Below are 21,768 nucleotides of genomic sequence, written 5' to 3' on the forward strand. Positions count from 1 at the left end.
AGCCGTATCGATATGATAGCAACACAGCAATTGGCAAAGCTTGGACTATTTGACGCGAAAGTCCCGCGTTACACAAGCTATCCAACCGCCCCGCATTTCAGCAATGACGTGGGGGCAAGTCTTTTTGGTGACTGGATTTCCGGCATTCGCCCGGGCAGCGAGATCTCGCTGTATATTCACGTGCCGTTCTGTCGAAGACTGTGCTGGTTCTGCGCCTGCCGAACGCAAGGCACGCAGACGGACAATCCCGTCATCGCCTATGTCGATGTCCTGAAGGCCGAGCTTGATTTGCTGGCCGCGCGCCTTCCTGACCGGGTAACACTGTCGCGCTTGCATTGGGGCGGCGGAACGCCGACGTTGCTGAACCCCGATCTGATGCGGGATCTGGCCGCGCGCATCTTTGAGACCGTGCCCCTTGGTCCCAGTGCCGAGTTTTCTGTCGAGATCGACCCCAACGAAGTCGACGAGGCGCGCTTGGACGCGCTGGCCGAGGCCGGAATGAACCGCGCGTCAATCGGGGTGCAGGATTTCGATCACGAAATTCAAAAGACCATTGGCCGCATTCAGGGCTATGACACCACGCGCGAGGCTGTCGAGATGATCCGCGCGCGCGGAATCTCCAGCCTGAACGCCGATATCCTGTTTGGGCTGCCGCACCAGACCCAATCGCGGATGACCGAAAGCGTCCAGAAACTATTGTCGCTGGCGCCTGATCGCGTCGCACTTTATGGCTATGCCCATGTTCCCTGGATGGCAAAACGGCAGCAGCTGATCCCTTCGGACGTGCTACCCACGCCCGAGCAGCGTCTGGCGCTGTTCGAAACTGCGCGGCGACTGTTCATGTGGGACAATTACGCCGAGATCGGCATCGACCACTTCGCCACGCAGGATGACGGGCTAACGCACGCACTGCGCGCCGGGCGGCTTAAGCGGAACTTTCAGGGATACACCGACGATCAGGCGCCGGTGCTGATCGGTCTGGGGGCCAGTTCTATCTCGCGTTTTCCGCAGGGCTATGCGCAAAACGCACCTGCGACCTCGGCCCATATCAAGGCCATTCGCAACGGTCAGTTCTCAACGTCGCGCGGACATGTTTTCAAGGATCAGGACATTCTGCGCGCCCGGTTGATCGAGGCGCTGATGTGCGATTTCCGAGTCAATGCAGCCGAAATTCTGCGGGATCACGACGTTACCCGTACGGAACTACGCCAGATGTTTGATACAGCCAACGCCACCTTCGACGGGTTGTTGCAGGTGACCGATGACGGCCTCTATGTTCCGCCCGAGGCGCGCGCTCTGACCCGCATGATCGCCCGCAGCTTCGATGCCTATGACCTCAGCAAAGCCGGCCACAGTTCGGCGATCTGAGCGGGATTTGGAGGACACGGCGCAGTGGGGCTTGACGGGAGCCTTCGGTTTTTTCCAAACTTAAAGGGCGAAGCAACACAGCGCTTCCTGGCTTGAGGCAGGCCAGCTTGCAGACATTTCCCGCCGGCGCCGCAGCGTCGGGCAGCCCCTTTCGCGCAGCCAATTGCAACCTGAAAGAGGGACAGCACCTATGCGCGTTTTCACCGTCCTCGGCCCCACCCAATCGGGCAAATCAACTTTGGTCGAGGCCATCAGCCGCCTCGACGGGCGACCGACCACATTCGATGTTTCCGGAACCGTGCATTTGCACGGTTTTTCTTATTTGGACGAGTCCTGGTGCGCGATAGACGTGGACGGAGGTGGCGATTCCCTGGCCTATGTCGGCCCCGCCATGGCGATCTCGGACGCGGCGGTCGTGGTGGTTCCGCCCGACCCGGACGCTGCCGTCCTGTGTGCGCCCTACCTGCGTCTGGTCGAGGAGGCCGGCATCCCGTGCTTCCTGTTCATCAACCGGATGGACAACCCCGGCGGGCGCATTCGCGACATCATCGCAGCATTGCAGACCTATTGCACCCATCACATCGCCCTGCGTCAGGTTCCAATCCGCGAGGGTGATACGATCATCGGGGCGGTCGATCTGATCTCGGAACGGGCGTGGAAGTATCAGGAGGGCCAGCCCTCGGCCCTGATCGAGCTGCCAAAATCTGTTGAGGACCGGGAGCAGGAGGCGCGCACCGAACTGCTCGAGACATTGTCGGATTTTGACGATCACCTGCTGGAGCAACTGATCGAAGACAAGCAGCCCCCCAGCGCCGAGGTCTACGATCTGGCCGCACAGGTTCTGCAGAACCACCAGCTGATTCCAGCCTGCCTGGGCGCGGCCAGCCACGGTCATGGGCTCACACGACTGATGAAAGCCCTGCGCCACGAAGCGCCCGAGTTCGATATTGCCGCCGGGCGGGATGAGGCTGAAGGCAGCGCGCGTGCCATCGCTGGTTTTGCGGATGTGAAGAAACATATCGGCAAGATCATCGTGCTGCGCGGACTGGGGGACGGCGTCAAAGCGCATGAACCACTGGGCGGTGAAACCGTCGGCAACCTGACCGGACTGGACGCGAAAACCCAGATCAGCGCGCTGGAAGCCGGGCAGATCGGGCTTGCGGTGAAATCGGATCACCTCAACCCCGGCAATCTCTATGACAGCAGCAACGGTTCGCCGCTGCCAGAATGGGCATCGTCGCACCCCGTCGCGCATCGCCAGATCGTGTCACCCGCGCATGAGCGCGACGATGTGCGTCTGTCGAATGCACTTGGCCGAATGAACGAGATTGATCCGGGCCTGCAGCTGTCACAGGACGAGCTTAGCGGCCACGCGGTTCTGGGATCGCAAGGTCCACAGCACATGCGTCGGATCTCGGCAAAACTGGCCGAGGATTTTGGCATCGAGATCGTCGCCGAACCGGTCGAGACCGCCTATCGCGAGACCATTCGCGCGCCCGTCGAACATCGCCATCGCCATCGCAAGCAATCCGGCGGGGCGGGACAGTTTGCCGACGTGGTGATCTCGGTCGCACCGATGCCTCGCGGGTCGGGGTTCAAATTCGAAGAGATCGTGAAAGGGGGCGCCGTTCCCAAGAACTACATCCCCTCGGTCGAGCATGGTGCCAAGGATGCGCTGGCGCAGGGTCCCGAAGGGTTCCCGGTGGTCGATGTCAAAGTCACGCTGAGCGACGGCAAACATCACAACGTGGACAGCTCGGACTTTGCCTTCCGCACCGCTGGAAAAAACGCGGTGCGCGAGGCGCTGCCGCAAGCGAAACCCGTGGTTCTACAGCCGATCCTGAGCGCAGAGATACACCTGCCCTCGGATTTCGTCGGCGATCTGGTGCCCACGATCAGCTCGCTGCAAGGTCAGGTTCTGGGCTTTGAAGGCAATCCCAATGCCTCGGGTTGGGAGATTTTCAACGCCCAGCTTCCCGCCGTGGCCGAAGACGAATTGCACCGCAGCCTCGCCAGCGCCACGCGTGGCACCGGTTGGGTCAAGTTGAGCTTCGATCACTATGAAGAACTGCGTGGTCCGGTGCCAAAAACGGCGGCCAAGGAAAGCGCGAACGCCTGACGTGGTGGCGAGGGCTGATCTCAGCCCGCCGCCGCAATGAGCTCGCGGGTGTAGTCGGTCTGGGCGTTCTCGAACAACGCCTCGGCCGTCCCCATCTCAACCACGTCACCGTTGCGCATGACGATCACGTTGTGTGACATGGCGCGGACAACTTTCAGGTCATGGCTAATGAACAGATAGGCCAACCCGTATTTGCGTTGAAGATCGCGCAGCAGATCTACGATTTGAACTTGAACCGTCATGTCCAGCGCGCTGGTGGGCTCGTCCAGAACCAACAGCTTGGGCCGTAACACCATGGCGCGCGCAATGGCAATACGCTGGCGCTGACCGCCCGAAAATTCATGCGGGTAACGGTCCATCGCCTCGGGGTCCAAGCCCACCTCGGTCATCACTTCGGCCACAAGTTCACGCGGCGCACGGTGAGGGTCGACTTTGTGGATCGCCAGACCTTCGGCAATGATCTGCATGCAGGTCATACGCGGGCTGAGACTGCCGAACGGGTCCTGAAACACGATCTGCATGTCCTTGCGCAGACGTCTAAGTTCCCGCGTGGACCAGCGGCGCACATCCTGATCGCGGAAGGTGATCCCGCCCTCAGACGCAATCAGCCGCATGATGGCCAGCGCCAGCGTGGTCTTGCCCGATCCGCTTTCGCCAACAATTCCCAGCGTTTCGCCGGCACGCACGCTCAGCGTCGCGTCATTGACCGCTTTTACGTAGCCAACGGTGCGTTTCAGGAACCCCCGCTGGATCGGAAACCAGACCTTCAGGTGATCTGTGCGCGCAACCTCTTCGGCGTTTTCGGCCACAGGGTCGGGCTCGCCGGACGGTTCCGCCGCCAGCAGCTTGCGCGTGTAGGGATGCTGTGGGTTGTCGAAAATCTCGGCGGTTACGCCGGTTTCGACAATCTCTCCGTCCTTCATCACGCAAACCCGGTCGGCAATGCGACGCACGATGCCAAGATCATGGGTGATGAAAAGCATCCCCATATTTTCGGATTTCTGCAACTCGGCCAGCAGTTCGAGAATCTGCGCCTGAATGGTCACGTCCAGCGCTGTGGTCGGCTCGTCCGCTATCAAAATGTCGGGCTTGTTGGCCAGCGCCATCGCGATCATGACCCGCTGCCTCTGCCCACCGGACAATTGGTGTGGATAGCTGTCCAGCCGTTCTTCGGGGTCGCGGATGCCCACCTTGGTCAGCAGTTCAACAATTCGGTCCCGGGCCGCTGCGCCGCTCAGACCCTGATGCAGTGCCAGTGATTCCGCCATCTGTTTCTGGATCGTGTGCAGCGGGTTCAGCGATGTCATCGGCTCCTGAAAGATAAAGCTGATGTCATTGCCGCGCACATCCATCAACTTGTCCTCTGACGCACCGATCATCTCAGCCCCGTCATAGGTGGCCGATCCCTCGACAATCGCGCTTTCGCCCAGCAGCGACACAGTGCTCAGCGCGGTCACCGATTTGCCGGAACCGGATTCACCGACAAGAGCGACGGTTTCACCGCGATCCACCGTGAACGACACGCCCCTGACCGCTGCCGAAACCTGCCCGTCCTGCCGGAACGAGACCCGAAGGTTTTTCACATCCAGCAGGCTCATGAGAAGGTCTTTCTTGGATCAAACGCATCGCGGACGCCTTCGAAAATGAAGACCAGCAGCGACAGCATGATGGCAAAGGTGAAAAAGGCGGTGAAGGCCAGCCACGGCGCTTGCAGGTTCTGTTTGGCCTGCAAGGTCAGCTCCCCCAGCGACGGGGCCGAGGACGGCAGGCCAAAGCCAAGGAAGTCCAGCGATGCCAGCCCGCCGATCGTGCCCGTGACGATGAACGGCATGAAGGTCAGCGTCGCAACCATCGCGTTGGGCAGCATGTGGCGGAACATGATCGTCATGTTGCCGACGCCCAGCGCCCGTGCAGCGCGGACATATTCAAGGTTGCGCGCCCGCAGGAATTCAGCCCGCACCACGCCCACCAGCCCGGTCCAGCCGAACAGGATCATCAGCGCGACCAGCAGCCAGAAACTTCGCCCCAGTATGGCAAACATGATGATGATGACATAGAGCGAGGGCGTCGCTGACCAAATCTCGATCACGCGCTGAAAAATCAGATCCAGCCAGCCGCCAAAGAAGCCTTGAATAGCCCCGGCAAAGATACCGATCAGGCTGGCGGCACCTGTCACGACCAGAGTGAACAGGATCGACAGCCGGAAACCATAGATCACCCGCGCAAGCACATCGCGTTTGGTGTCATCGGTGCCCAGCAGATTCTGTCCGTTGGGCGGCAACGGGGCAGCTCCGGGCCGATCGACGCTGGTGTTGTACGAATACGGAATCAACGGCCAGATCGACCAACCCTGCTCGAACCCTTCGGCCTGAAATGTGCCCGCCTCGATCTCGTCAATGATACCCTCGGGGTCGTCGAAACACTGTTCAAGACCACCACTGTCTATCAGGCAACGGACCTCGGGGTCGCGATAGATCGCTTCGGTCTGGAAATCGCCACCGAACTGGGTTTCGGCGTAGAAGTTGAACACCGGCATGTAAAACTCACCCCGGTATTTCACGAGGATCGGCTTGTCATTGGCAACGAACTCGGCGAACAGAGACACTCCGAACAGGATCGAAAAGATGATCAGCGACCAGAAGGCGCGTCCATTGCGGCGGAAATTGCGCCAGCGGCGCTGGTTGAGAGGGGAAAGCGCCATCTACCCCTCCCGCTTTTCGAAATCGATACGCGGGTCGACCAGCACATACATCAGGTCGCTGATGATACCGACGACCAGTCCCATCAGGCCAAAGATGAACAGCGTGCCGAAGATCACCGGATAATCGCGCGCCACTGCCGCCTCAAACCCCAGGCGGCCCAGACCGTCCAGCGAGAAGATCGTCTCGATAATGATCGAACCGCCAAAGAACACACCGATGAACACTGCCGGAAAGCCCGCGATCACGATCAGCATCGCGTTGCGGAAGACGTGACCATAAAGCACCTTGCCTTCGCTCAGGCCCTTGGCCCGGGCGGTCATGACGTATTGCTTTTTGATCTCATCCAGAAACGAGTTCTTGGTCAGCAACGTCAGTGTCGCAAAGGCCGAAATTGTCAGCGCAATGATCGGCAGGGCGATGTGCCAGAAATAGTCGGCGATCTTGCCCAACAGGCTGAGGCTTTCCCAATTGTCCGAAGTCAGGCCTCGCAGCGGGAAAATCTGCCAGTAGGACCCACCGGCAAACAGCACCAGCAACAGGATTGCGAACAGAAAACCCGGGATGGCGTAGGCCACAATGATGGTTCCGCTGGTCCAGGTATCAAAGGTCGAGCCATCCTTGACCGCTTTGCGAATGCCCAGCGGGATCGACACCAGATAGGCGATCAGGGTCGACCACAGACCCAGTGAGATCGACACTGGCATCTTTTCCAGCACCAGATCGATTACACTGATGGACCGAAAATAGCTCTCGCCGAAATCCAGCGTCAGATAGTTGCCCATCATGGACAGGAATCGCTCGACCGGAGGCTTGTCGAAACCGAACTCTTTCTCCAGTTCCTCAATGAATTCCTTTGGAAGCCCGCGCGCGCCGATGTATTCGCTGTCAGAGCCGAATGTCTCTTCCGTTTGAACATTGTCGCCACCGGCAAAACCGGCAAAGACATCGCCTTCGCCCTGCATCTGGGCCAATATCTGCTCGATCGGACCGCCGGGCACAAACTGTACCAGCGTAAAGTTCACGATCATGATGCCAAGCAGCGTCGGAATTACCAGCAAAAGCCGGCGGAGAATGTATGCTCCCAACGGTCTTTACCTCACCGCGCCTGCGGATTTCAGCTTCTGGTATTTTTCTTCATTGAACCACCAGAAATCGAACTGTCCGACAGCCAGCGGGGGCAAAACCTCGGGATGTTCGTACATGTCGTAATAGGCCACCCAGGTTTCGGCGACATAGCCTGTCGGAACTTGAATGCGCAGATGCCGCAGGACGCGATCCAGGGCTTGAAGGGCTGCGACCTCTTCCTCGCGCGATTTGGTCTCGAGCGCGGCGTCGATGATGGCATCCACCAGCGGGCTTTGCAGCGACTGCGGGTTATAGGACGACACGACCGCCGTTTCCGCGCCATAGGATTGCTTGAGGCCCGTTCCGGCCTCAAGGAAACTCTGGTTGCGGAAAAAGATCATATCAAAATCTTTGTCGTAGTAGCGTTGGATCCACTGGGCGCTGTCGATCTTTTCAACGGTAACGTTGATGCCAAAGTTCTCGAGATTGGCGGCGTAAGTGGTCACGATCGCCTCGGCAGTATCCGAAGACGCGGCGCTCAGCATGATGGTGATGGTCATCGGGTTGCCGTCGGCATCCTTGAGCTTGCCATCACTGGCAACGGTCCAACCCGCCTCCGAGAACAGTTTCAGCGCGGTTCTCTTGTTGCCGCGGTCCACGGTCCGGCTGGCGTTCGAGCTGTGCGCGCGCACAGCTTCCTGAGTGAAAACTTCGGGCGGCACGAGATCGCCCAGTGATTCCAAAAACGTCTTCTCCAACCCTTCGGGCACACCGTTTGCGGCAACTTCGGAGTTTTCTGCAAAAGAGTGCCGCTGTTCGGTCAGGCCATATTGCAGCGATTCCGAGGTCCATTCGAAGTTGTAAGCCAACCCCAGCGCCTCACGCACCTTGATATCGTCAAAAGGCGCACGCTGCATGTTGAAGATGAATCCCGACGGAGACGGCGGTGTCATCACCGGTATGCTTTCGCGTTTCACGTATCCGTTCTGAACAGATGGGAAATCGTACCCGGTCGCCCATTTCTTGGTGCTGCCTTCGGCGCGGAACGTGTAGACCCCCGCCTTGAAGGCTTCGAACTCGGCCGCGTCATCCGCAAAATACTCAACCCGGACCGTTTCAAAATTGTGGCGGCCGACGTTGATCGGCAGGTGCCAGCCCCAATAATCGGGATTACGGCGATAGACGATATAGCGATTCAGCTCGAAATCATCGACCACATAAGGTCCGCTGCCCATGGGCGTCTTGAGGCTCTGTTTATCCAGGCGCTCGCCGGTTTCCTCGTACCAGGCCTTTGAAAAGACTGGTGTCCCGCCCACTTGCGAGATCAGCGAGCGACGCGAAATTCCGTCTACGAAATTGTACTTGATGGTATGGTCATCGATGATCTCATAGCCTTCGATACGCTGCTTGACCGCGCGCGCGTAACTGCGGATGCCCTGGTCGAGGAACAGATCATGAGTGAAGGCCGCGTCATGAGCGGTCAACGACGTGCCATCCGCAAAACGCGCCTCGGGCCGCATGTAGAAAATGCACCATTCCTTGGTACTGGGATATTCGACCGCTTCTGCAAGCAATCCATAAGCCTCGGTGATCGAGTCAGCTGGCGTGGCGGATCCAAAGGGGCTGTCGCCGAACATGCTTTCGGCGATCAGGCCCGAATAGCGCCCCGCCTTACCCTGCCAGTTGAACCGGTTCATCCCGTCGAAGGTTCCCCGGGTCGAGACCGAGATATGACCCCCAATCGGCGCATCGGGGTTCACATAGTCGAAATGCGTGAAATCCGGCGGGTATTTCAGATCGCCAAAGAACGAATATCCATGCGCCTTGATGATCGTTGCGTCATCGCCCGAGGCAAAGGCGCGCGGAACGCCTGGCAATGCCGCGGCAACGGCACCTCCTCCCAACAATTGCAAAGCTGTCCGCCGCTTGATGGCGGTTTGCGTCCGCTTTGTGCGATTCTGGGTCATGCTCGCCTCTCCTACACCGTTCTGAACGTCTTAATGCGCCTTAACCTAGCTAAAGGTCCAGCACTGTCAGTTGCAAGTTTAGAATGCGTGAGCACAATGTGAAGATTTCCTCAGACAAAAAATTAAGGCCGCAGCGGGATACTGCGGCCTTGAAAATCTACGGTCTGACCGGGTGATCAGTTGCCGATTGTCTGAAGATAGGCAATCAGATCGGCGCGGTCCTGCGGTTTTTTCAGACCCGCAAAGCTCATCGATGTGCCCGAGATATAGGAGCTCGGGCGCTCAAGGAACGCATCCAGCGCTTCGGGCGTCCAATTGCCGCCATGGGCCTGCATCGCGGCCGAATAACCGGTGAAGCCGTTGGCCGAAGCGACCGGGCGATCCACAATCGCATACAGGTACGGGCCTGTGCCGTTTGCTCCGTCTTCCAGCTTGTGGCACGCGGTGCACTTGCGGAACACTTTTGCACCTTTTTCCGGGTCGGCTGCAGCCAGCATGTCTTCGAATACGACCTCTTCGCCGTCAGCGCTTTCACCTGCGCTTTCGGTTTCGATGATATAGGCCGCCTCGGCGCTGTGGCCGCCGACGTGATACAGGATGTCGCCACCCCATTTGGCCAGAAGAAGCACAAGAAAGGTTCCAAACAGGCCAGCGGCGGCCTTGGTAACTGTCATCGTGTCGAACATTTTGATCGCGATCCATTTCAGCTGTCTGCGGGGTGTCTAAGGCTTCCCCTCGCAAGAGGCAAGGTATAGACACCGCGACGAAACGCCCAATGTCGGAACTTGTTGCACGGAATCGACCAAATGACCAAACGCATCGCTTTTCAAGGGGAACCTGGCGCCTATAGCCACGAGGCCTGCCGCAATGCGCGGCCCGAAATGGACGCCCTGCCCTGCCGCACGTTCGAAGACGTGATCGAATCGGTGCGCTCTGGCGAGGCGGATCTGGCCATGTTGCCGGTCGAAAACTCGACCTATGGCCGGGTTGCAGATATTCACCGCCTGCTGCCCCATAGTGGGCTGCATATCATCGAAGAAGCATTTGTACGGGTCCATATCAACCTGCTGGCGGTTCCGGGGGCCACGCTGGAAGATATTCAAGAGGCGCATTCACATCTGGTTCTGCTGCCTCAATGTGCGGGCTTCCTCAAGGAACACGGCATTCGTGGCCGCGTCAGCCCCGACAATGCCCGCGCTGCACGCGAAGTGGCCGAGGCCGGAGACAAACACTCGGCCGCGCTGGCCAGTGAGCTTGCGGGCGAAATCTATGGTCTGAACGTTTTGGCCCGCCATATCGAGGATCAGGGCGACAACACCACCCGCTTTTTGGTGATGTCACGCCAGGCCGATCTGAACCGCCGTGGCGATCATGGCATGATCACAAGTTTTGTCTTTCAGGTCCGCAACATCCCCGCTGCGCTGTACAAGGCGATGGGCGGGTTTGCGACAAATGGCGTCAACATGACCAAGCTGGAAAGCTATATGATCGATGGCTCGTTCACAGCCACGCAATTCTATGCCGATATCGTTGGCCACCCCGACGACCGAAACGTTCAGCTTGCCATGGAAGAGCTTGAGCACTTTACGACCAATGTCGAGATTCTGGGGGTCTTCCCGGCGGTGCGTCCGCGCGGTTGACGACGCGCGCCGTCAATTGAACTCTGATTGGCGCAGGCCGCTGCGCCAAGCGAGCAGGATGAGGTCGACATTCGCATCAACGCCATTTTCGGAATCGATTTCCAGATCATAGACTTGCCCCGCGTGAATACTGCGCTGATCCTGTATCGCGCTACCGATGCGGCGGTCTGCCCTTTGTGCTTCTCGTTTGGCCAGTTCAGGCAAAGCGCAATGAACGGCCACAAAAAGGACGTCATGTTCTCGAAAGAGCGCGCGTAGCACGTCGGCCCATCCTGGGGTGTCCAGAATATGCTCGACAATCAGATTGTTCCCGGCGTCTGCATAGGCCGCCAGGGATTGATGAAACCCGTCAAAGACGCGGTCACGCGACTGACGGCAATCGAATGCGCCGCTGCGAAACCGATCCATCGGAAGAACGCCTGAATCGCGCAAGTGATCAATGGAAACATGCCAGAACGGCACTTCGATCCTGCTTTGAAGCGCCCGGGCCAGCGTGGTTTTGCCGCTGCTTGATGCGCCGTGCAAGAATATCACCTGAGCCATTGGGAAACCTCTGGATCCAATTGCGCCAAACCGGGTGCCTTACATGCCGTGCCGATACCTGTCTTCCATTTCGCCAGCGAAATCGCTCAGCCGGGACTGGAACTGCCGTCGCAGGCGCGACTGCCCCAGCTTAATTGATTGCAGCAGCAACCGCGCGGGCAACGTCTTGGCGGCAAGCGACATGGTTAGATTCAGCCGCGTTTGGCGTTTCGACAAGGCCAGCAGCTCGACCTTGGTGACACCGACCATCCCCTTGCTGGTTGCCTGAAACTGCATCAGGCCCGGATCTTCGCGGTCGGTCATCTCAATTGTGACCTCGCGTGGTTTGCCCCGGATATTGAAGCGGGTTTCCCAGATCATGCCCACATCGGCGTTGCCCGACCCCTCCATGCGCCGCACATCGGCACCCCGCCGGACGGCCATGCGCTCGAACCGGTCAAAATCCGAGACCATCGCGAATACGACGTCGATCGGGGCTTCGATGTCTTCCTGCGCTGAAAATTGCATTTCTGTCTGTCTTCTTTGCCCTATTTCCAGTCCAGTTTTGCGTCAGTCCAGACTGTCCGCAAGCCAGTGTTGCAACAGGAAATGGGCAATCGCGCCCTTTCGCGCGGGCAACAGACTGTCATGTTCACCCGCAAACACCTGCATCATTTCGGATTTGGTGACCCACATTGCGTCTTCGATTTCCACCGGATCTATGCGGATTTCGCGAGACAGCGCCTGACCTGCGCACCCCATCATCAACGAAGCCGGAAATGGCCAGGGCTGACTGGCCAGATACTGCACCTCACCGACCGGCACGCCGGCTTCTTCCATCACTTCCCTGCGCACGGCGGCCTCCAAGGTCTCACCCGGTTCGACGAACCCCGCCAGCAATGAATACATCCCTTCGGGCCAGCCGGGCGAACGCCCCATAAGCACCGCGTTTCCATGGGTGATCAGCATGATCACCACCGGGTCGGTGCGCGGAAAGTGCTGCGCGCCGCAAGCCGGGCAACCGCGTTGCCACCCACCCTGCGATATTTCGCTGGCAGCGCCGCACTTGGCGCAGAACCGATGCGTGTCATGCCACCCGATGACCGCTTTTGCAGTTGCCGCCAGTTCGGCGTCGCGCGGCGTCAGCCGGGTCATGATCCGACGCAACTCGGCAAAGACATCGCCTTCGGGCAGGTCGGGATGCTGCTGTTCGGTCTTGTCAACAAAAGCGCCGACATCCGACAGATCGAGCCCCTCGGCCTGCCAGCCCGAAATATCCATCGCAAAGATCGGAGCGTCGTCGCTGTCGCACCCAAGAAAAACCGGCGCCTCAATTGCGCCACCGGTCGCGGCTCGGATCACCTCATGCGTCATCGGGACAAAAGCAAGACGGTCCAGCGCCGGGCCACACACCAACACCTTGCCCCGCCACAGCAACAAGCAGCGAGCCGCCGCGCTTTCGCTTGCTTCGGCCAGTTTAGCTGCGTCGCCGCGAATATGGGCCGCACGGTCCAGACCCGAGCCGCCGAATGTCACCTGTTCCGCGCGTTTCATCTCACTGCGTTCCCTCGATACCGGGGTCAAGGGCTGCCACGTCTTGGCCTCTGGCGCAACGCCGTTTCATCAGGCAATATTGATATGCCGCCGAAAGACCGCAGGGCCGCCCCTGAAATTGCATTAACTCGTTTTTTAGTGAACACAATATTACCAAGACAGTCAGAAGCAGAAATTTTGGACAAGACAGAAAGATCGTCGCAGAGCGAAGCTGACCACCCGTTGGCGCGGGTTCGGATTTTGGCCACTTCGGACCTGCATATGAACCTGGTCGGCCACGACTATTACTCCGATCGCCCCGACGTTCGGATCGGATTTGCCAGAACCGCGACCCTGATCCGCAAGGCCCAACGCGAGGCTGCACAGATGGGTGCCCTGACCCTGTTGTTAGACAACGGTGATTGCCTGCAAGGGACACCGTTCGGCGACTTTGCAGCCGACCAAAGCGCCGCACCGCACCCATTACCGCTGGCCTTTGCTGCGTTGGGCTATGATGCGGTCGGTTTGGGGAACCACGACTTTGGCTTCGGGCTGGATTTCCTGAAACGGGTCGCTGATCAGTTTGACTGCCCGTTGATCTGCAGCAACATGCGGCTCGACGACGCCACACCGATCTGGCAAAGCGCGGCGGTCCTGCCGCGCTGCGTGACCTTGAACGGCAAACCCGAACCTCTGAACATCGGCATCCTGTCCGTCCTGCCACCCCAGACCACGCAATGGGAGGCGCACAAGCTGAACGGGCAGGTCACGGCCACGGATATTCTAACCTCGGCGCGGGACACTGCCATCGAACTGCGACAACAGGGCTGCGATCTCGTGATCGCTCTGGCTCATTCGGGGCTTGGTCCGGCAGAGGCGAAACCCGGTCTGGAAAACGCCGCCATCCCCCTGGCCTCTATGGACGAAATAGATGCGATTATTGCCGGGCACACGCATCTGACATTGCCGGGCTCCGCTCATAATGGGCGGCGCCATGTCGACGCGCGAAACGGTCTGGTGCACGGCAAACCCGTGGTCATGCCAGGGTTTGCCGGATCACATCTGGGTGTGATTGATCTGACGCTGACCCGAAAGAACATCTGGCGCATTGTCGACCGCAAGGCAGAGCTGCGCCCGATTCACTCCCCCGCTGACGGGCCCGCGTCAGGCGTGAAAGAAGACCCCGAGATCATGGCCCTGCTGGCCAAAGCGCACGCAGAGACCCGCCAACGCGTGGCCCGCCCGGTGGGCCGGGTGGATCGGTCGCTGCACAGTTATTTTTCCTTTTGTGCGCTGGATCGGGGTTTGCATCTTTTGGCGGCGGCGCAGGCGGCCGCGCTGCGCCCTTACCTGCGGGACAGTCAGCTCGCGGACTTGCCAGTGCTATCCGCCGTCGCCCCCGCAAAGTTCGGTGGGCGGGCCGGGCCAGCTCACTACACCGACGTTCCTGCCGGCGAAATCTCGATCCGCCATGTGGCTGACCTTCAGGTCTTTCCGAATGAACTGCGTGGCCTCTGTGTCAGTGGCGCGCAGGTTCTCGACTGGCTTGAAATGTCTGCGGGCGTCTTCAACCAGCTCTTCCCCGACGCGCCACAAGAGTTGCACGATCCGGACCGCGCGGGTCACAATCTGGATTTACTCTATGGGTTGGCCTGCGAGATCGATCTGTCACACCCCGCCCGGTTCGATGCCGAAGGCCAATTGAACGACCCGGCGCATCGCCGTATCCGCATGGCATCGATAAATGGCTTGCCCATCGACCCGGATCAGAAGTTTGTCGTGGCAACAAACAACTACCGCGCCAATGGCGGCGGCAACTTTCCGATTGCTGGTCGGGCACAAGTTATCCCGATCCCTTCGCTGCCCGTTCAGAACGCACTGATCGACTACATAAAGAACTCGGCGCGGCCTGACCCGCTCGAATCCGCACCACGGCCGTTTACATTTTCGTCACTGGGTGGCGCGAAGACGATTCTGAGGACCGGCCCGAACGCGCGCGCGCACAGCGCCGAGCTGGCGGAATTCGCCACAAGCGATCTGGGCCTGGATTCGGACGGATTTTTGCGCATTCAACTGACGCTGTGACGGGTTGCCATTTTACCGCCAGGCACCTATATCGGCAGTCGAGAGGTTGGCGCGGGCGAGCGCCTCGCCAACCTGGTCAGGTCCGGAAGGAAGCAGCCACAACGAGCCCCGCTTGGGTCGATGTCCAACCTCTCACTTGAACCTTTCAGCCACAGGAGGGCTTTTATGATTGTAGCAAAGACCCTTCGGGCCGCTCGGTTCTGACTTTTCGATCACCGATCGCGGCCTGAACACGTTTCCGACGGATGTGCATGCGCCATTCGTCAGGATTGCTGTACCTGAGAACAGGCAGATCAATGGATTTTTCACTTTCGGATCTTGGATGGTCCTCTCACTTTGCCGCGCAACACGCGGTCGATCCCACTTGCGCACCCTATCGCATCACCGGCGTTCACCGGGACCGTCTGACAGGCGTGTCGCCGGAGGGCGAAGCGCCTCTGCTGACACCCAATCGGTCAACAGGTGACTTTGCCGTCGGTGACTGGGTTCTGGTCGACGACCAGCAACGCGTTCAGCACCTGCTGGACCGCCGCAGCAGCCTGCAGCGCCGCGCCGCCGGAACCGGGGTCGAGGCGCAGCTGATCGCTGCCAATGTCGACGTGCTGTATATTGTCAGCTCTTGCAACGCCGATTTCAACCTGCCCAGACTAGAGCGCTATCTGGCACTGGCCCACCAGGCCGGATGTTACCCGGTGATCGTTCTGACCAAGGCAGACACCTGCGACGAGCCCGCAGACTATGCCCGGCGCGCCGAAACTCTGGGGCCGTTCCTGACGGTTCTGACAGTCGACGCGCGGGACCCCATGGACATCGCGCAAGTGCTGTCCTGGTGTCCTGCCGGGCAGACTGGGGCGCTGGTCGGGTCATCCGGCGTCGGCAAAACGACACTGGCAAATGGCATGACCGGACACAGCGACGCCACCGCTTCCATCCGCGAGGATGACGCACGCGGGCGGCACACCACAACCGCGCGGGCCCTGCGAAGGCTGCGCAACGGCGGCTGGCTGATCGACACCCCAGGTATGCGCGCGCTGCGTTTGCTGGATGCGCAAGACGGCGTTGACGAGGTGTTTTCGGATATCACGGAACTGGCGCAGAATTGCCGGTTCTCGGACTGCCAGCACGTCTCGGAACCCGGTTGCGCTGTGCAGGAGGCGATCGCTGCAAGCGCGCTCGACGAAGACCGGTTGGACCGGTGGCGCAAACTGCGACGCGAGGATCAGCGCAACTCAGAAACCCTTGCCCAATCCCGCGCCCGCGACAAGGCGTTTGGCAAGATGGTGCGATCGGTTATGCAGGACAAGAAGTCCCGCAAGGGTGTCTGACACCCGGGGGCACCATCAAGGTGCCCCTACTTATCTGGCAATCAAATTTGGCCAGAGCGCTGCGTTCTTGCGCGTAAAAACCCCGATATGACCGATCTCGGACAGGCCAAAATCCTTTGCCGACAACAGATGCCGACGCGCCTCGGGACCGTAGAGGTCCGCAAGCCGCCAGACCGCCTGAGGCGGCACCATCTGGTCATCGTCGAAAGTGAACAGGTCAACCTGCCGACCGGCATCGGGCCAGTTGGCTACGGGCAGCCTATGCCCGATCTCCGGTACATAGTTCTTTGGCGCGGTACACCAGCTCCGCCATTGCCAATAGACCGGAGCCGGTAAGTCCGTTCCGAACCCGGTCAGCTTGCCCGGCAAATAGCCCAGCCCGCGAGTCGCCAATGGCGCGTGGGCGTGCCAGAACAACCACGCCAGCGAGCGATAAGGCCAAGGGTGATCCGACAGGGTCACCAGCCCGGAACAGACACAAATCATGCGATCGATCCGGTCCGCGTCCGGTTGAACCGGCCCCAGCATGGCCCCCACCGAATGCCCGATTGTCCAGTGTTGCGCGTCGGGAAAGCGCCGCCGCATCTCGGCGCGCGCGGCAGGCATGTCAACCAGGGCCCAGTCGGCCATTGTCGTCTTCGAATCCGCCAGCGCCCCCTGCGACGAGAGCCCGAAATCGCGATAGTCATAGGTCAGGCACGCCATGCCCTGTTCTGCCGCCAGCCAGCGCGCGAAATGGCGATAATAGTCTCTGGGTACCCCCGTGGCGCTGTTCAGGACAACGACCGTCTCGGGTTCTGACGCAGGGCTGTACAACCGCGCCGACAGTTTCGCCGGGCCGGATGCGAAATGAAAATCTTCCGTCAGAACTGCAGTCCGGGTGTCCAGCATCGCCGCCTCCGAAGCTCCTTGCATTGTTTCTGAACTAAGTAGTTCACTTTGCAGTCCACATGGTCTGATACGCCGAGTCAACACTTTGCCAAGTTGACCAAACGTCCGCCTGCGCAATTTTCCTCGGGCATCTTTCAATCCGCTTGACTCGCACCGGGCTGGCCCGCTAGCGATTGGGCGATGGTTTCCGCGTCCTCAACCGAGGCCGGGATGAAAAGGGAACACGGTGCGGCCCACTCCGGATTGTCCGGAACACGCCAAATCCGCGACTGCCCCCGCAACTGTAAGCGGAAAGCAATGCCGAGATACCACTGGCCGCAAGGCTGGGAAGGGCGGCAAAGCGACGACCCGCAAGTCAGGAGACCTGCCATCAAAACTGAAACCGAAACTCGGGCGGGGTGTCCGGGCAGGGTCAGACCGCCGGTTGCGGTTTCTCCTGATCGATACCCCTCAGCCCACATGTGCGGAGGGCACATCATGATCTGGAAGACCGAAACGCACCAATTTACGGCAACCGTCTGTCAACGCACCGGCAAGACCTGCCCGGCGCTGGCGCGTGTGGCACGTGCGCTGGTGCAGTCGATCTCGACCGCGGGGCAGGCAACTGCGCGAGATCTGGAAATAGACGGCAGCATCGAACTGGGCCATTGCCCCGACGGGTGCACAGCACGGTTTCGTGCGCAAGCAGACGAAGTCCGCATCTTTTGCGGAACCGGCGAAGCAGCCGATATCGACCGTTTGGATGACTATGCTGACCTGATGTTTGGCACCGAATTCACGACATTGCCGTCGGGCGCGATTCCAAATCCGCCTTGCGCGATGCTACAGGCTCTGGCAACCGCACCAAAGGCTCAGGCAACGACAGAATCGCAGGTCAGAATCTGAGGTTATGAGGCAGCAAGCGCAACAGCTGGCGCGATGGCCCAATGCAACTGGTCATCCGTCTCGACCGCGCAGGGCCGCAAGGCGCGCAGGCGCGTCAGGGCGGTATCCGGGTTCTCGCCGCATTCCACCATTAGGCGCAGCACGATCATGCCTGACCGCCCGCAGCCACCGCGGCAATGAACGAGTACACGACCCCCGCCTGCCAATGCCTGACGGGCCGAGGCGCTGACCCGTTTCCAGCGTTCGCGGATTTCCGCCGATGGCGCGCCAAAATCCTCGATCGGCAGATGCGCCCAGCGGCTGGCGCGGCTTTGCACGTCGCGCCCAAAGTCGCGCGCGCCATCCTTGATCATCTCGACCTCGGTGGTCATGGAAATCACCAGACCCGGCTGCCATCCGGCGACCATCTCCAGATCGCCGAGATAGTCCCCTCCCCGCCCTGGCATTGAACTTAGCGCAAGCGAGCCGCCGCCCACCTGCAATGCATGGATCACCATCTGAGACATCTTTGCGTTCCCCCCGAAACGTAGATCAGAAAGTCTTACCCCTGGCCTATGAATCGGAGATTTTACCTGCGCCGGTCGCGTTTCCAAAACAAAAATCCTGGCGACCCGCTGTGGACGCGGGCGGCGGGGGCCTCTACGCTGCGGTTTGAACGAATCCAACCGAGCAGACATGACCGACACACCCAGCCCCGCCTATCAGGTTCTCGCCCGCAAATATCGCCCGGAAACCTTTGCCGATCTGGTGGGTCAGAACGCCATGGTGCGCACCCTGAAGAACGCGTTCGAGGCGGACCGGATCGCGCAGGCCTTCATCATGACCGGCATCCGGGGAACCGGTAAGACCACAACTGCGCGGATCATCGCCAAGGGCATGAACTGCATCGGACCGGACGGCAATGGCGGCCCAACGACCGAGCCCTGTGGCCAGTGCGAACATTGCACTGCGATCATGGAAGGCCGTCATGTCGACGTGATCGAGATGGACGCCGCCAGCCGCACCGGAGTGAACGACATTCGCGAAATCATCGACAGCGTCCGCTACCGCGCTGCCAGCGCGCGCTACAAGATCTACATCATCGATGAGGTTCACATGCTCTCGACCAGCGCCTTCAACGCGCTGCTCAAGACGCTGGAAGAACCCCCTGCGCATGTGAAGTTCATCTTTGCCACGACTGAAATTCGCAAGGTACCGGTCACGGTCCTTTCGCGCTGCCAGCGGTTCGACCTGCGCCGGATCGAGCCCGAGGACATGATCGGCCTGCTCAGCAAGATCGCCTCGGCAGAAGGTGCCCAGATCGCCGAAGACGCGCTTGCGCTGATAACCCGCGCCGCCGAGGGCTCGGCCCGCGACGCGACCTCGCTGCTGGATCAGGCGATATCGCATGGCGCTGGCGAAACCAGTGCCAATCAGGTCCGCGCCATGTTGGGGCTGGCCGACAGGGGTCGGGTGCTGGACCTGATGGACATGATCCTGCGCGGCGATGCGGCGGGCGCGCTGACCGAACTGAGCGCGCAATATGCCGAAGGCGCCGATCCGCTGGCGGTTCTACGCGATCTGGCCGAAATCACCCACTGGGTCTCGGTCGTCAAGATCACCCCGGATGCCGCCGAGGATCCAACGGTGTCGCCCGACGAGCGTGCGCGTGGGCAACAGATGGCCGAGGCCCTGCCAATGCGGGTGCTGACCCGCATGTGGCAAATGCTGCTCAAAGCTCTGGAAGAGGTTTCCGCCGCGCCCAACGCCATGATGGCAGCCGAGATGGCCGTGATCCGCCTGACCCATGTGGCGGACCTGCCCAGCCCCGAAGAACTGGTAAAAAGATTGCAGGATACCCCGCCACCGCCAAATGGTGGGCCGGGTCGCGGTCTACCGGCCGCCTCGCAGGGTAATATTGCGCCACAGGCAACCGCCCAACCGACTCTGACAGCCGCACCACGCGGAGCCGCAGGCGCGCCTTCAGCCGCTTTGGCGCAGGACGTACAGACCGCTCTGGCGCGCTATCCGACCTTCGAGCACGTGGTCGAACTGATCCGGTCGAACCGGGACGTCAAACTGCTGGTCGAGGTCGAGAACGGCGTCCGTCTGGTCTCGTACCAACCCGGCCGGATCGAGTTCACCCCGGCCGAGCAAGCACCGACCGACCTGGCCCCCCGTCTCGGATCGGCCCTGCAACGCTGGACCGGGAACCGCTGGGCCGTGTCGATTGTCTCGGAAGGCCAGGACCCGACCATCGCGGAACTCCGCGACGCGGCCGAGCTTGCCCTGCGCACTGAAGCCGAAGAACACCCTTTGGTACAGGCCGTTTTGGCCCAGTTTCCAAAGGCGCGGATCACCAAGATCGAAACCCCCGAACAACGCGCGGCACAGGTCGAAACCGAAGCTCTGCCCGAAGTCGAAGACGAATGGGACCCGTTCGAGGAGGATTAAGTCTCCGCTCTGACACCTGAAGCCCTCCCGCACCTGCCACGGGCCATCGGCTTGCGCCGATACCCCTGAGCAGCTTTGGGCCCGGCCCGCGCAGACACAGCCTGCGCGGGCCGGGTCCAACGAGAGGAAAGACCCACCAAAGACCTTGGCGACAGGCGGGAGCAGCCTCTCCCCTTGTGCCCGACGAATGCCATCCGTATTTAGGCTGCAAACAGATTTACAGGAGAATACCGATGCTCAAAGGACTCGGCGGTCTGGGCGACATGGCCAAGATGATGAAATCCGCCCAGGATTTGCAGACCAAGATGACCGACATGCAGGAAGAGCTGAACACCATCATGGTCGTCGGCGAATCCGGCGCCGGGCTGGTCAAGGCGACGGCCACCGCCAAAGGCGAATTGAAAGGTCTCGACATCGATCCGTCGATCTTCAATGGCGACGACAAAGAAGTGGTCGAAGATCTGATCCTCGCCGCGATCAAGGACGCGCAGACCAAAGCCGCCGAACGCTCTCAGGCCGAGATGGCCAAGCTGACCGAAAGCATGGGCCTGCCAGCAGACATCAAGCTGCCGTTCTGATCTTCATCTTTTTGAAAATACTCCCGCCGGAGGCTCCCTCCGGCGCCAGACAGGACAGGCCGTGAGCTCGAACAGCGACATCGACAACCTGATCGACCTGATGGCCAAGCTGCCGGGCCTCGGCCCCCGCTCGGCCCGCCGCGCGGTCCTGCACCTGATCCGCAAACGCGCCCTGCTGCTGACGCCGCTGTCGGACGCCATGCAGCAGGTCGCCGTCACCGCCCGTGAGTGCCTGAACTGCGGCAATGTGGGTACCACCGACATCTGCGACATCTGCGAAAGCGAGGACCGCGCGACAGGCGAGCTGTGCGTGGTCGAAGACGTCGCCGACCTCTGGGCCATGGAGCGCGCAGGCGTGTTCAAAGGCCGCTATCACGTGTTGGGCGGCACGCTTTCGGCGCTGGACGGCATAGGCCCGGACGACCTGCGCATTCCCCGATTGAAAGATCGGGTTGTGGCCGAAGGGATCACCGAGATCATCCTCGCGCTCAACGCCACCGTCGATGGCCAGACCACCGCGCATTACATAGCCGATCAGCTGGAGGGTCAGGTCCGTCTGACCTCATTGGCGCAAGGCGTGCCGATCGGGGGAGAGTTGGATTATCTGGATGACGGGACTATTACGGCAGCGCTCAGGGCGCGCAAGGAACTTTGA

General features: G+C 60.4%; 19 protein-coding genes, 1 other RNA gene and 1 riboswitch. Of the genes, 10 read left to right on the forward strand and 10 right to left on the reverse strand.

Features of this window, described 5'->3' with window-relative positions; translation table 11 throughout:
- Window positions 1-12: 12 nt before the first annotated feature.
- A complete protein-coding gene (gene hemN / locus ACR0JA_RS13960; RefSeq protein ID WP_480575749.1) occupies window positions 13-1,368 on the forward strand; it encodes an oxygen-independent coproporphyrinogen III oxidase in 1,356 nt (451 codons plus the stop codon).
- 190 nt (window positions 1,369-1,558) lie between these two features.
- Window positions 1,559-3,487 (forward strand): elongation factor G, encoded by a 1,929-nt coding sequence (locus tag ACR0JA_RS13965; RefSeq protein WP_480575752.1) that lies wholly within the window; start codon window positions 1,559-1,561, stop codon window positions 3,485-3,487.
- A gap of 20 nt (window positions 3,488-3,507) precedes the next feature.
- Here ACR0JA_RS13965 and ACR0JA_RS13970 read toward each other — a convergent pair whose 3' ends face one another.
- From ACR0JA_RS13970 to ACR0JA_RS13990, 5 genes are all read right to left on the reverse strand, one after another.
- Window positions 3,508-5,085, reverse strand: coding sequence for an ABC transporter ATP-binding protein (locus tag ACR0JA_RS13970; protein ID WP_480575754.1), 1,578 nt, complete (start codon window positions 5,083-5,085; stop codon window positions 3,508-3,510).
- On the reverse strand, window positions 5,082-6,188 hold the full coding sequence (locus ACR0JA_RS13975) for an ABC transporter permease (RefSeq protein WP_480575757.1): 1,107 nt from the start codon (window positions 6,186-6,188) through the stop codon (window positions 5,082-5,084). Before ACR0JA_RS13975 ends, ACR0JA_RS13970 begins: the two co-directional genes overlap by 4 nt.
- On the reverse strand, window positions 6,189-7,274 hold the full coding sequence (locus ACR0JA_RS13980) for a microcin C ABC transporter permease YejB (protein ID WP_480575760.1): 1,086 nt from the start codon (window positions 7,272-7,274) through the stop codon (window positions 6,189-6,191).
- Window positions 7,275-7,280: 6 nt separating this feature from the next.
- On the reverse strand, window positions 7,281-9,221 hold the full coding sequence (locus ACR0JA_RS13985; RefSeq protein ID WP_480575763.1) for an extracellular solute-binding protein: 1,941 nt from the start codon (window positions 9,219-9,221) through the stop codon (window positions 7,281-7,283).
- A 176-nt stretch (window positions 9,222-9,397) separates the two neighbouring features.
- Window positions 9,398-9,907, reverse strand: a complete 510-nt coding sequence (locus ACR0JA_RS13990; protein WP_480575766.1) for a c-type cytochrome — start codon at window positions 9,905-9,907, stop codon at window positions 9,398-9,400.
- Window positions 9,908-10,027: 120 nt separating this feature from the next.
- Here ACR0JA_RS13990 and ACR0JA_RS13995 point away from each other — a divergent pair, with 120 nt between their 5' ends.
- Window positions 10,028-10,861 carry a prephenate dehydratase gene (locus tag ACR0JA_RS13995; RefSeq protein ID WP_480575769.1) on the forward strand — a complete coding sequence of 278 codons (834 nt, stop codon included), beginning with the start codon at window positions 10,028-10,030 and terminating at the stop codon, window positions 10,859-10,861.
- Between the two features lie 12 nt (window positions 10,862-10,873).
- Here the strand turns inward: ACR0JA_RS13995 and ACR0JA_RS14000 are convergent, their stop codons facing one another.
- Genes ACR0JA_RS14000 through nudC form a run of 3 tightly spaced genes read right to left on the reverse strand, consistent with a single transcriptional unit; the run spans window position 10,874 to window position 12,937 of the window.
- Window positions 10,874-11,404, reverse strand: coding sequence for a chloramphenicol phosphotransferase CPT family protein (locus ACR0JA_RS14000; RefSeq protein WP_480575771.1), 531 nt, complete (start codon window positions 11,402-11,404; stop codon window positions 10,874-10,876).
- A 39-nt stretch (window positions 11,405-11,443) separates the two neighbouring features.
- A complete protein-coding gene (locus ACR0JA_RS14005; protein ID WP_480575774.1) occupies window positions 11,444-11,911 on the reverse strand; it encodes an SRPBCC family protein in 468 nt (155 codons plus the stop codon).
- Window positions 11,912-11,953: 42 nt separating this feature from the next.
- A complete protein-coding gene (nudC, locus tag ACR0JA_RS14010; protein WP_480575777.1) occupies window positions 11,954-12,937 on the reverse strand; it encodes an NAD(+) diphosphatase in 984 nt (327 codons plus the stop codon).
- Between the two features lie 177 nt (window positions 12,938-13,114).
- Here nudC and ACR0JA_RS14015 point away from each other — a divergent pair, with 177 nt between their 5' ends.
- The 3 genes from ACR0JA_RS14015 to rsgA all read left to right on the forward strand — a co-directional run bounded on the left by ACR0JA_RS14015 (window position 13,115) and on the right by rsgA (window position 16,326).
- Window positions 13,115-15,001, forward strand: coding sequence for a bifunctional 2',3'-cyclic-nucleotide 2'-phosphodiesterase/3'-nucleotidase (locus ACR0JA_RS14015; protein ID WP_480575780.1), 1,887 nt, complete (start codon window positions 13,115-13,117; stop codon window positions 14,999-15,001).
- A 39-nt stretch (window positions 15,002-15,040) separates the two neighbouring features.
- An RNA gene (gene ffs, locus ACR0JA_RS14020) (signal recognition particle sRNA small type) lies at window positions 15,041-15,139 on the forward strand.
- A 158-nt stretch (window positions 15,140-15,297) separates the two neighbouring features.
- A complete protein-coding gene (rsgA, locus tag ACR0JA_RS14025; protein ID WP_480575783.1) occupies window positions 15,298-16,326 on the forward strand; it encodes a ribosome small subunit-dependent GTPase A in 1,029 nt (342 codons plus the stop codon).
- 30 nt (window positions 16,327-16,356) lie between these two features.
- On the opposite strand, the gene ACR0JA_RS14030 is transcribed toward rsgA, so the two are convergent.
- Complete coding sequence (locus ACR0JA_RS14030) at window positions 16,357-17,217, reverse strand: alpha/beta hydrolase family protein (RefSeq protein WP_480575786.1); 861 nt, start codon at window positions 17,215-17,217, stop codon at window positions 16,357-16,359.
- Window positions 17,218-17,381: 164 nt separating this feature from the next.
- Window positions 17,382-17,603: riboswitch (cobalamin riboswitch) on the forward strand.
- A gap of 91 nt (window positions 17,604-17,694) precedes the next feature.
- Between ACR0JA_RS14030 and ACR0JA_RS14035 the strand changes: the two genes are divergently transcribed.
- Window positions 17,695-18,102, forward strand: a complete 408-nt coding sequence (locus ACR0JA_RS14035) for a hypothetical protein (protein WP_480575789.1) — start codon at window positions 17,695-17,697, stop codon at window positions 18,100-18,102.
- A 2-nt stretch (window positions 18,103-18,104) separates the two neighbouring features.
- Here the strand turns inward: ACR0JA_RS14035 and ACR0JA_RS14040 are convergent, their stop codons facing one another.
- Window positions 18,105-18,608, reverse strand: a complete 504-nt coding sequence (locus tag ACR0JA_RS14040; RefSeq protein ID WP_480575791.1) for a protein-tyrosine phosphatase family protein — start codon at window positions 18,606-18,608, stop codon at window positions 18,105-18,107.
- A gap of 169 nt (window positions 18,609-18,777) precedes the next feature.
- Here ACR0JA_RS14040 and ACR0JA_RS14045 point away from each other — a divergent pair, with 169 nt between their 5' ends.
- From ACR0JA_RS14045 to recR, 3 genes are all read left to right on the forward strand, one after another.
- On the forward strand, window positions 18,778-20,535 hold the full coding sequence (locus ACR0JA_RS14045) for a DNA polymerase III subunit gamma/tau (RefSeq protein ID WP_480575794.1): 1,758 nt from the start codon (window positions 18,778-18,780) through the stop codon (window positions 20,533-20,535).
- A gap of 233 nt (window positions 20,536-20,768) precedes the next feature.
- Window positions 20,769-21,113 carry a YbaB/EbfC family nucleoid-associated protein gene (locus ACR0JA_RS14050; RefSeq protein WP_039529126.1) on the forward strand — a complete coding sequence of 115 codons (345 nt, stop codon included), beginning with the start codon at window positions 20,769-20,771 and terminating at the stop codon, window positions 21,111-21,113.
- Between the two features lie 61 nt (window positions 21,114-21,174).
- Entirely contained in the window at window positions 21,175-21,768 is a 594-nt protein-coding gene (recR, locus tag ACR0JA_RS14055) for a recombination mediator RecR (RefSeq protein ID WP_480575797.1), read from the forward strand.

The organism is Ruegeria sp. AM4, assembly GCF_056540665.1.

What these genes read in the sequence shown, in the direction of transcription:
- hemN (WP_480575749.1), top strand. Translation starts at nt 13, where the DNA reads ATGATAGCAACACAGCAATTGGCAAAGCTTGGACTATTTGACGCGAAA.
- ACR0JA_RS13965 (WP_480575752.1), top strand. Translation starts at nt 1,559, where the DNA reads ATGCGCGTTTTCACCGTCCTCGGCCCCACCCAATCGGGCAAATCAACT.
- ACR0JA_RS13970 (WP_480575754.1), bottom strand. Translation starts at nt 5,085, where the DNA reads ATGAGCCTGCTGGATGTGAAAAACCTTCGGGTCTCGTTCCGGCAGGAC.
- ACR0JA_RS13975 (WP_480575757.1), bottom strand. Translation starts at nt 6,188, where the DNA reads ATGGCGCTTTCCCCTCTCAACCAGCGCCGCTGGCGCAATTTCCGCCGC.
- ACR0JA_RS13985 (WP_480575763.1), bottom strand. Translation starts at nt 9,221, where the DNA reads ATGACCCAGAATCGCACAAAGCGGACGCAAACCGCCATCAAGCGGCGG.
- ACR0JA_RS13990 (WP_480575766.1), bottom strand. Translation starts at nt 9,907, where the DNA reads ATGTTCGACACGATGACAGTTACCAAGGCCGCCGCTGGCCTGTTTGGA.
- ACR0JA_RS13995 (WP_480575769.1), top strand. Translation starts at nt 10,028, where the DNA reads ATGACCAAACGCATCGCTTTTCAAGGGGAACCTGGCGCCTATAGCCAC.
- ACR0JA_RS14000 (WP_480575771.1), bottom strand. Translation starts at nt 11,404, where the DNA reads ATGGCTCAGGTGATATTCTTGCACGGCGCATCAAGCAGCGGCAAAACC.
- ACR0JA_RS14005 (WP_480575774.1), bottom strand. Translation starts at nt 11,911, where the DNA reads ATGCAATTTTCAGCGCAGGAAGACATCGAAGCCCCGATCGACGTCGTA.
- nudC (WP_480575777.1), bottom strand. Translation starts at nt 12,937, where the DNA reads ATGAAACGCGCGGAACAGGTGACATTCGGCGGCTCGGGTCTGGACCGT.
- rsgA (WP_480575783.1), top strand. Translation starts at nt 15,298, where the DNA reads ATGGATTTTTCACTTTCGGATCTTGGATGGTCCTCTCACTTTGCCGCG.
- ACR0JA_RS14030 (WP_480575786.1), bottom strand. Translation starts at nt 17,217, where the DNA reads ATGCTGGACACCCGGACTGCAGTTCTGACGGAAGATTTTCATTTCGCA.
- ACR0JA_RS14035 (WP_480575789.1), top strand. Translation starts at nt 17,695, where the DNA reads ATGATCTGGAAGACCGAAACGCACCAATTTACGGCAACCGTCTGTCAA.
- ACR0JA_RS14040 (WP_480575791.1), bottom strand. Translation starts at nt 18,608, where the DNA reads ATGTCTCAGATGGTGATCCATGCATTGCAGGTGGGCGGCGGCTCGCTT.
- ACR0JA_RS14045 (WP_480575794.1), top strand. Translation starts at nt 18,778, where the DNA reads ATGACCGACACACCCAGCCCCGCCTATCAGGTTCTCGCCCGCAAATAT.
- ACR0JA_RS14050 (WP_039529126.1), top strand. Translation starts at nt 20,769, where the DNA reads ATGCTCAAAGGACTCGGCGGTCTGGGCGACATGGCCAAGATGATGAAA.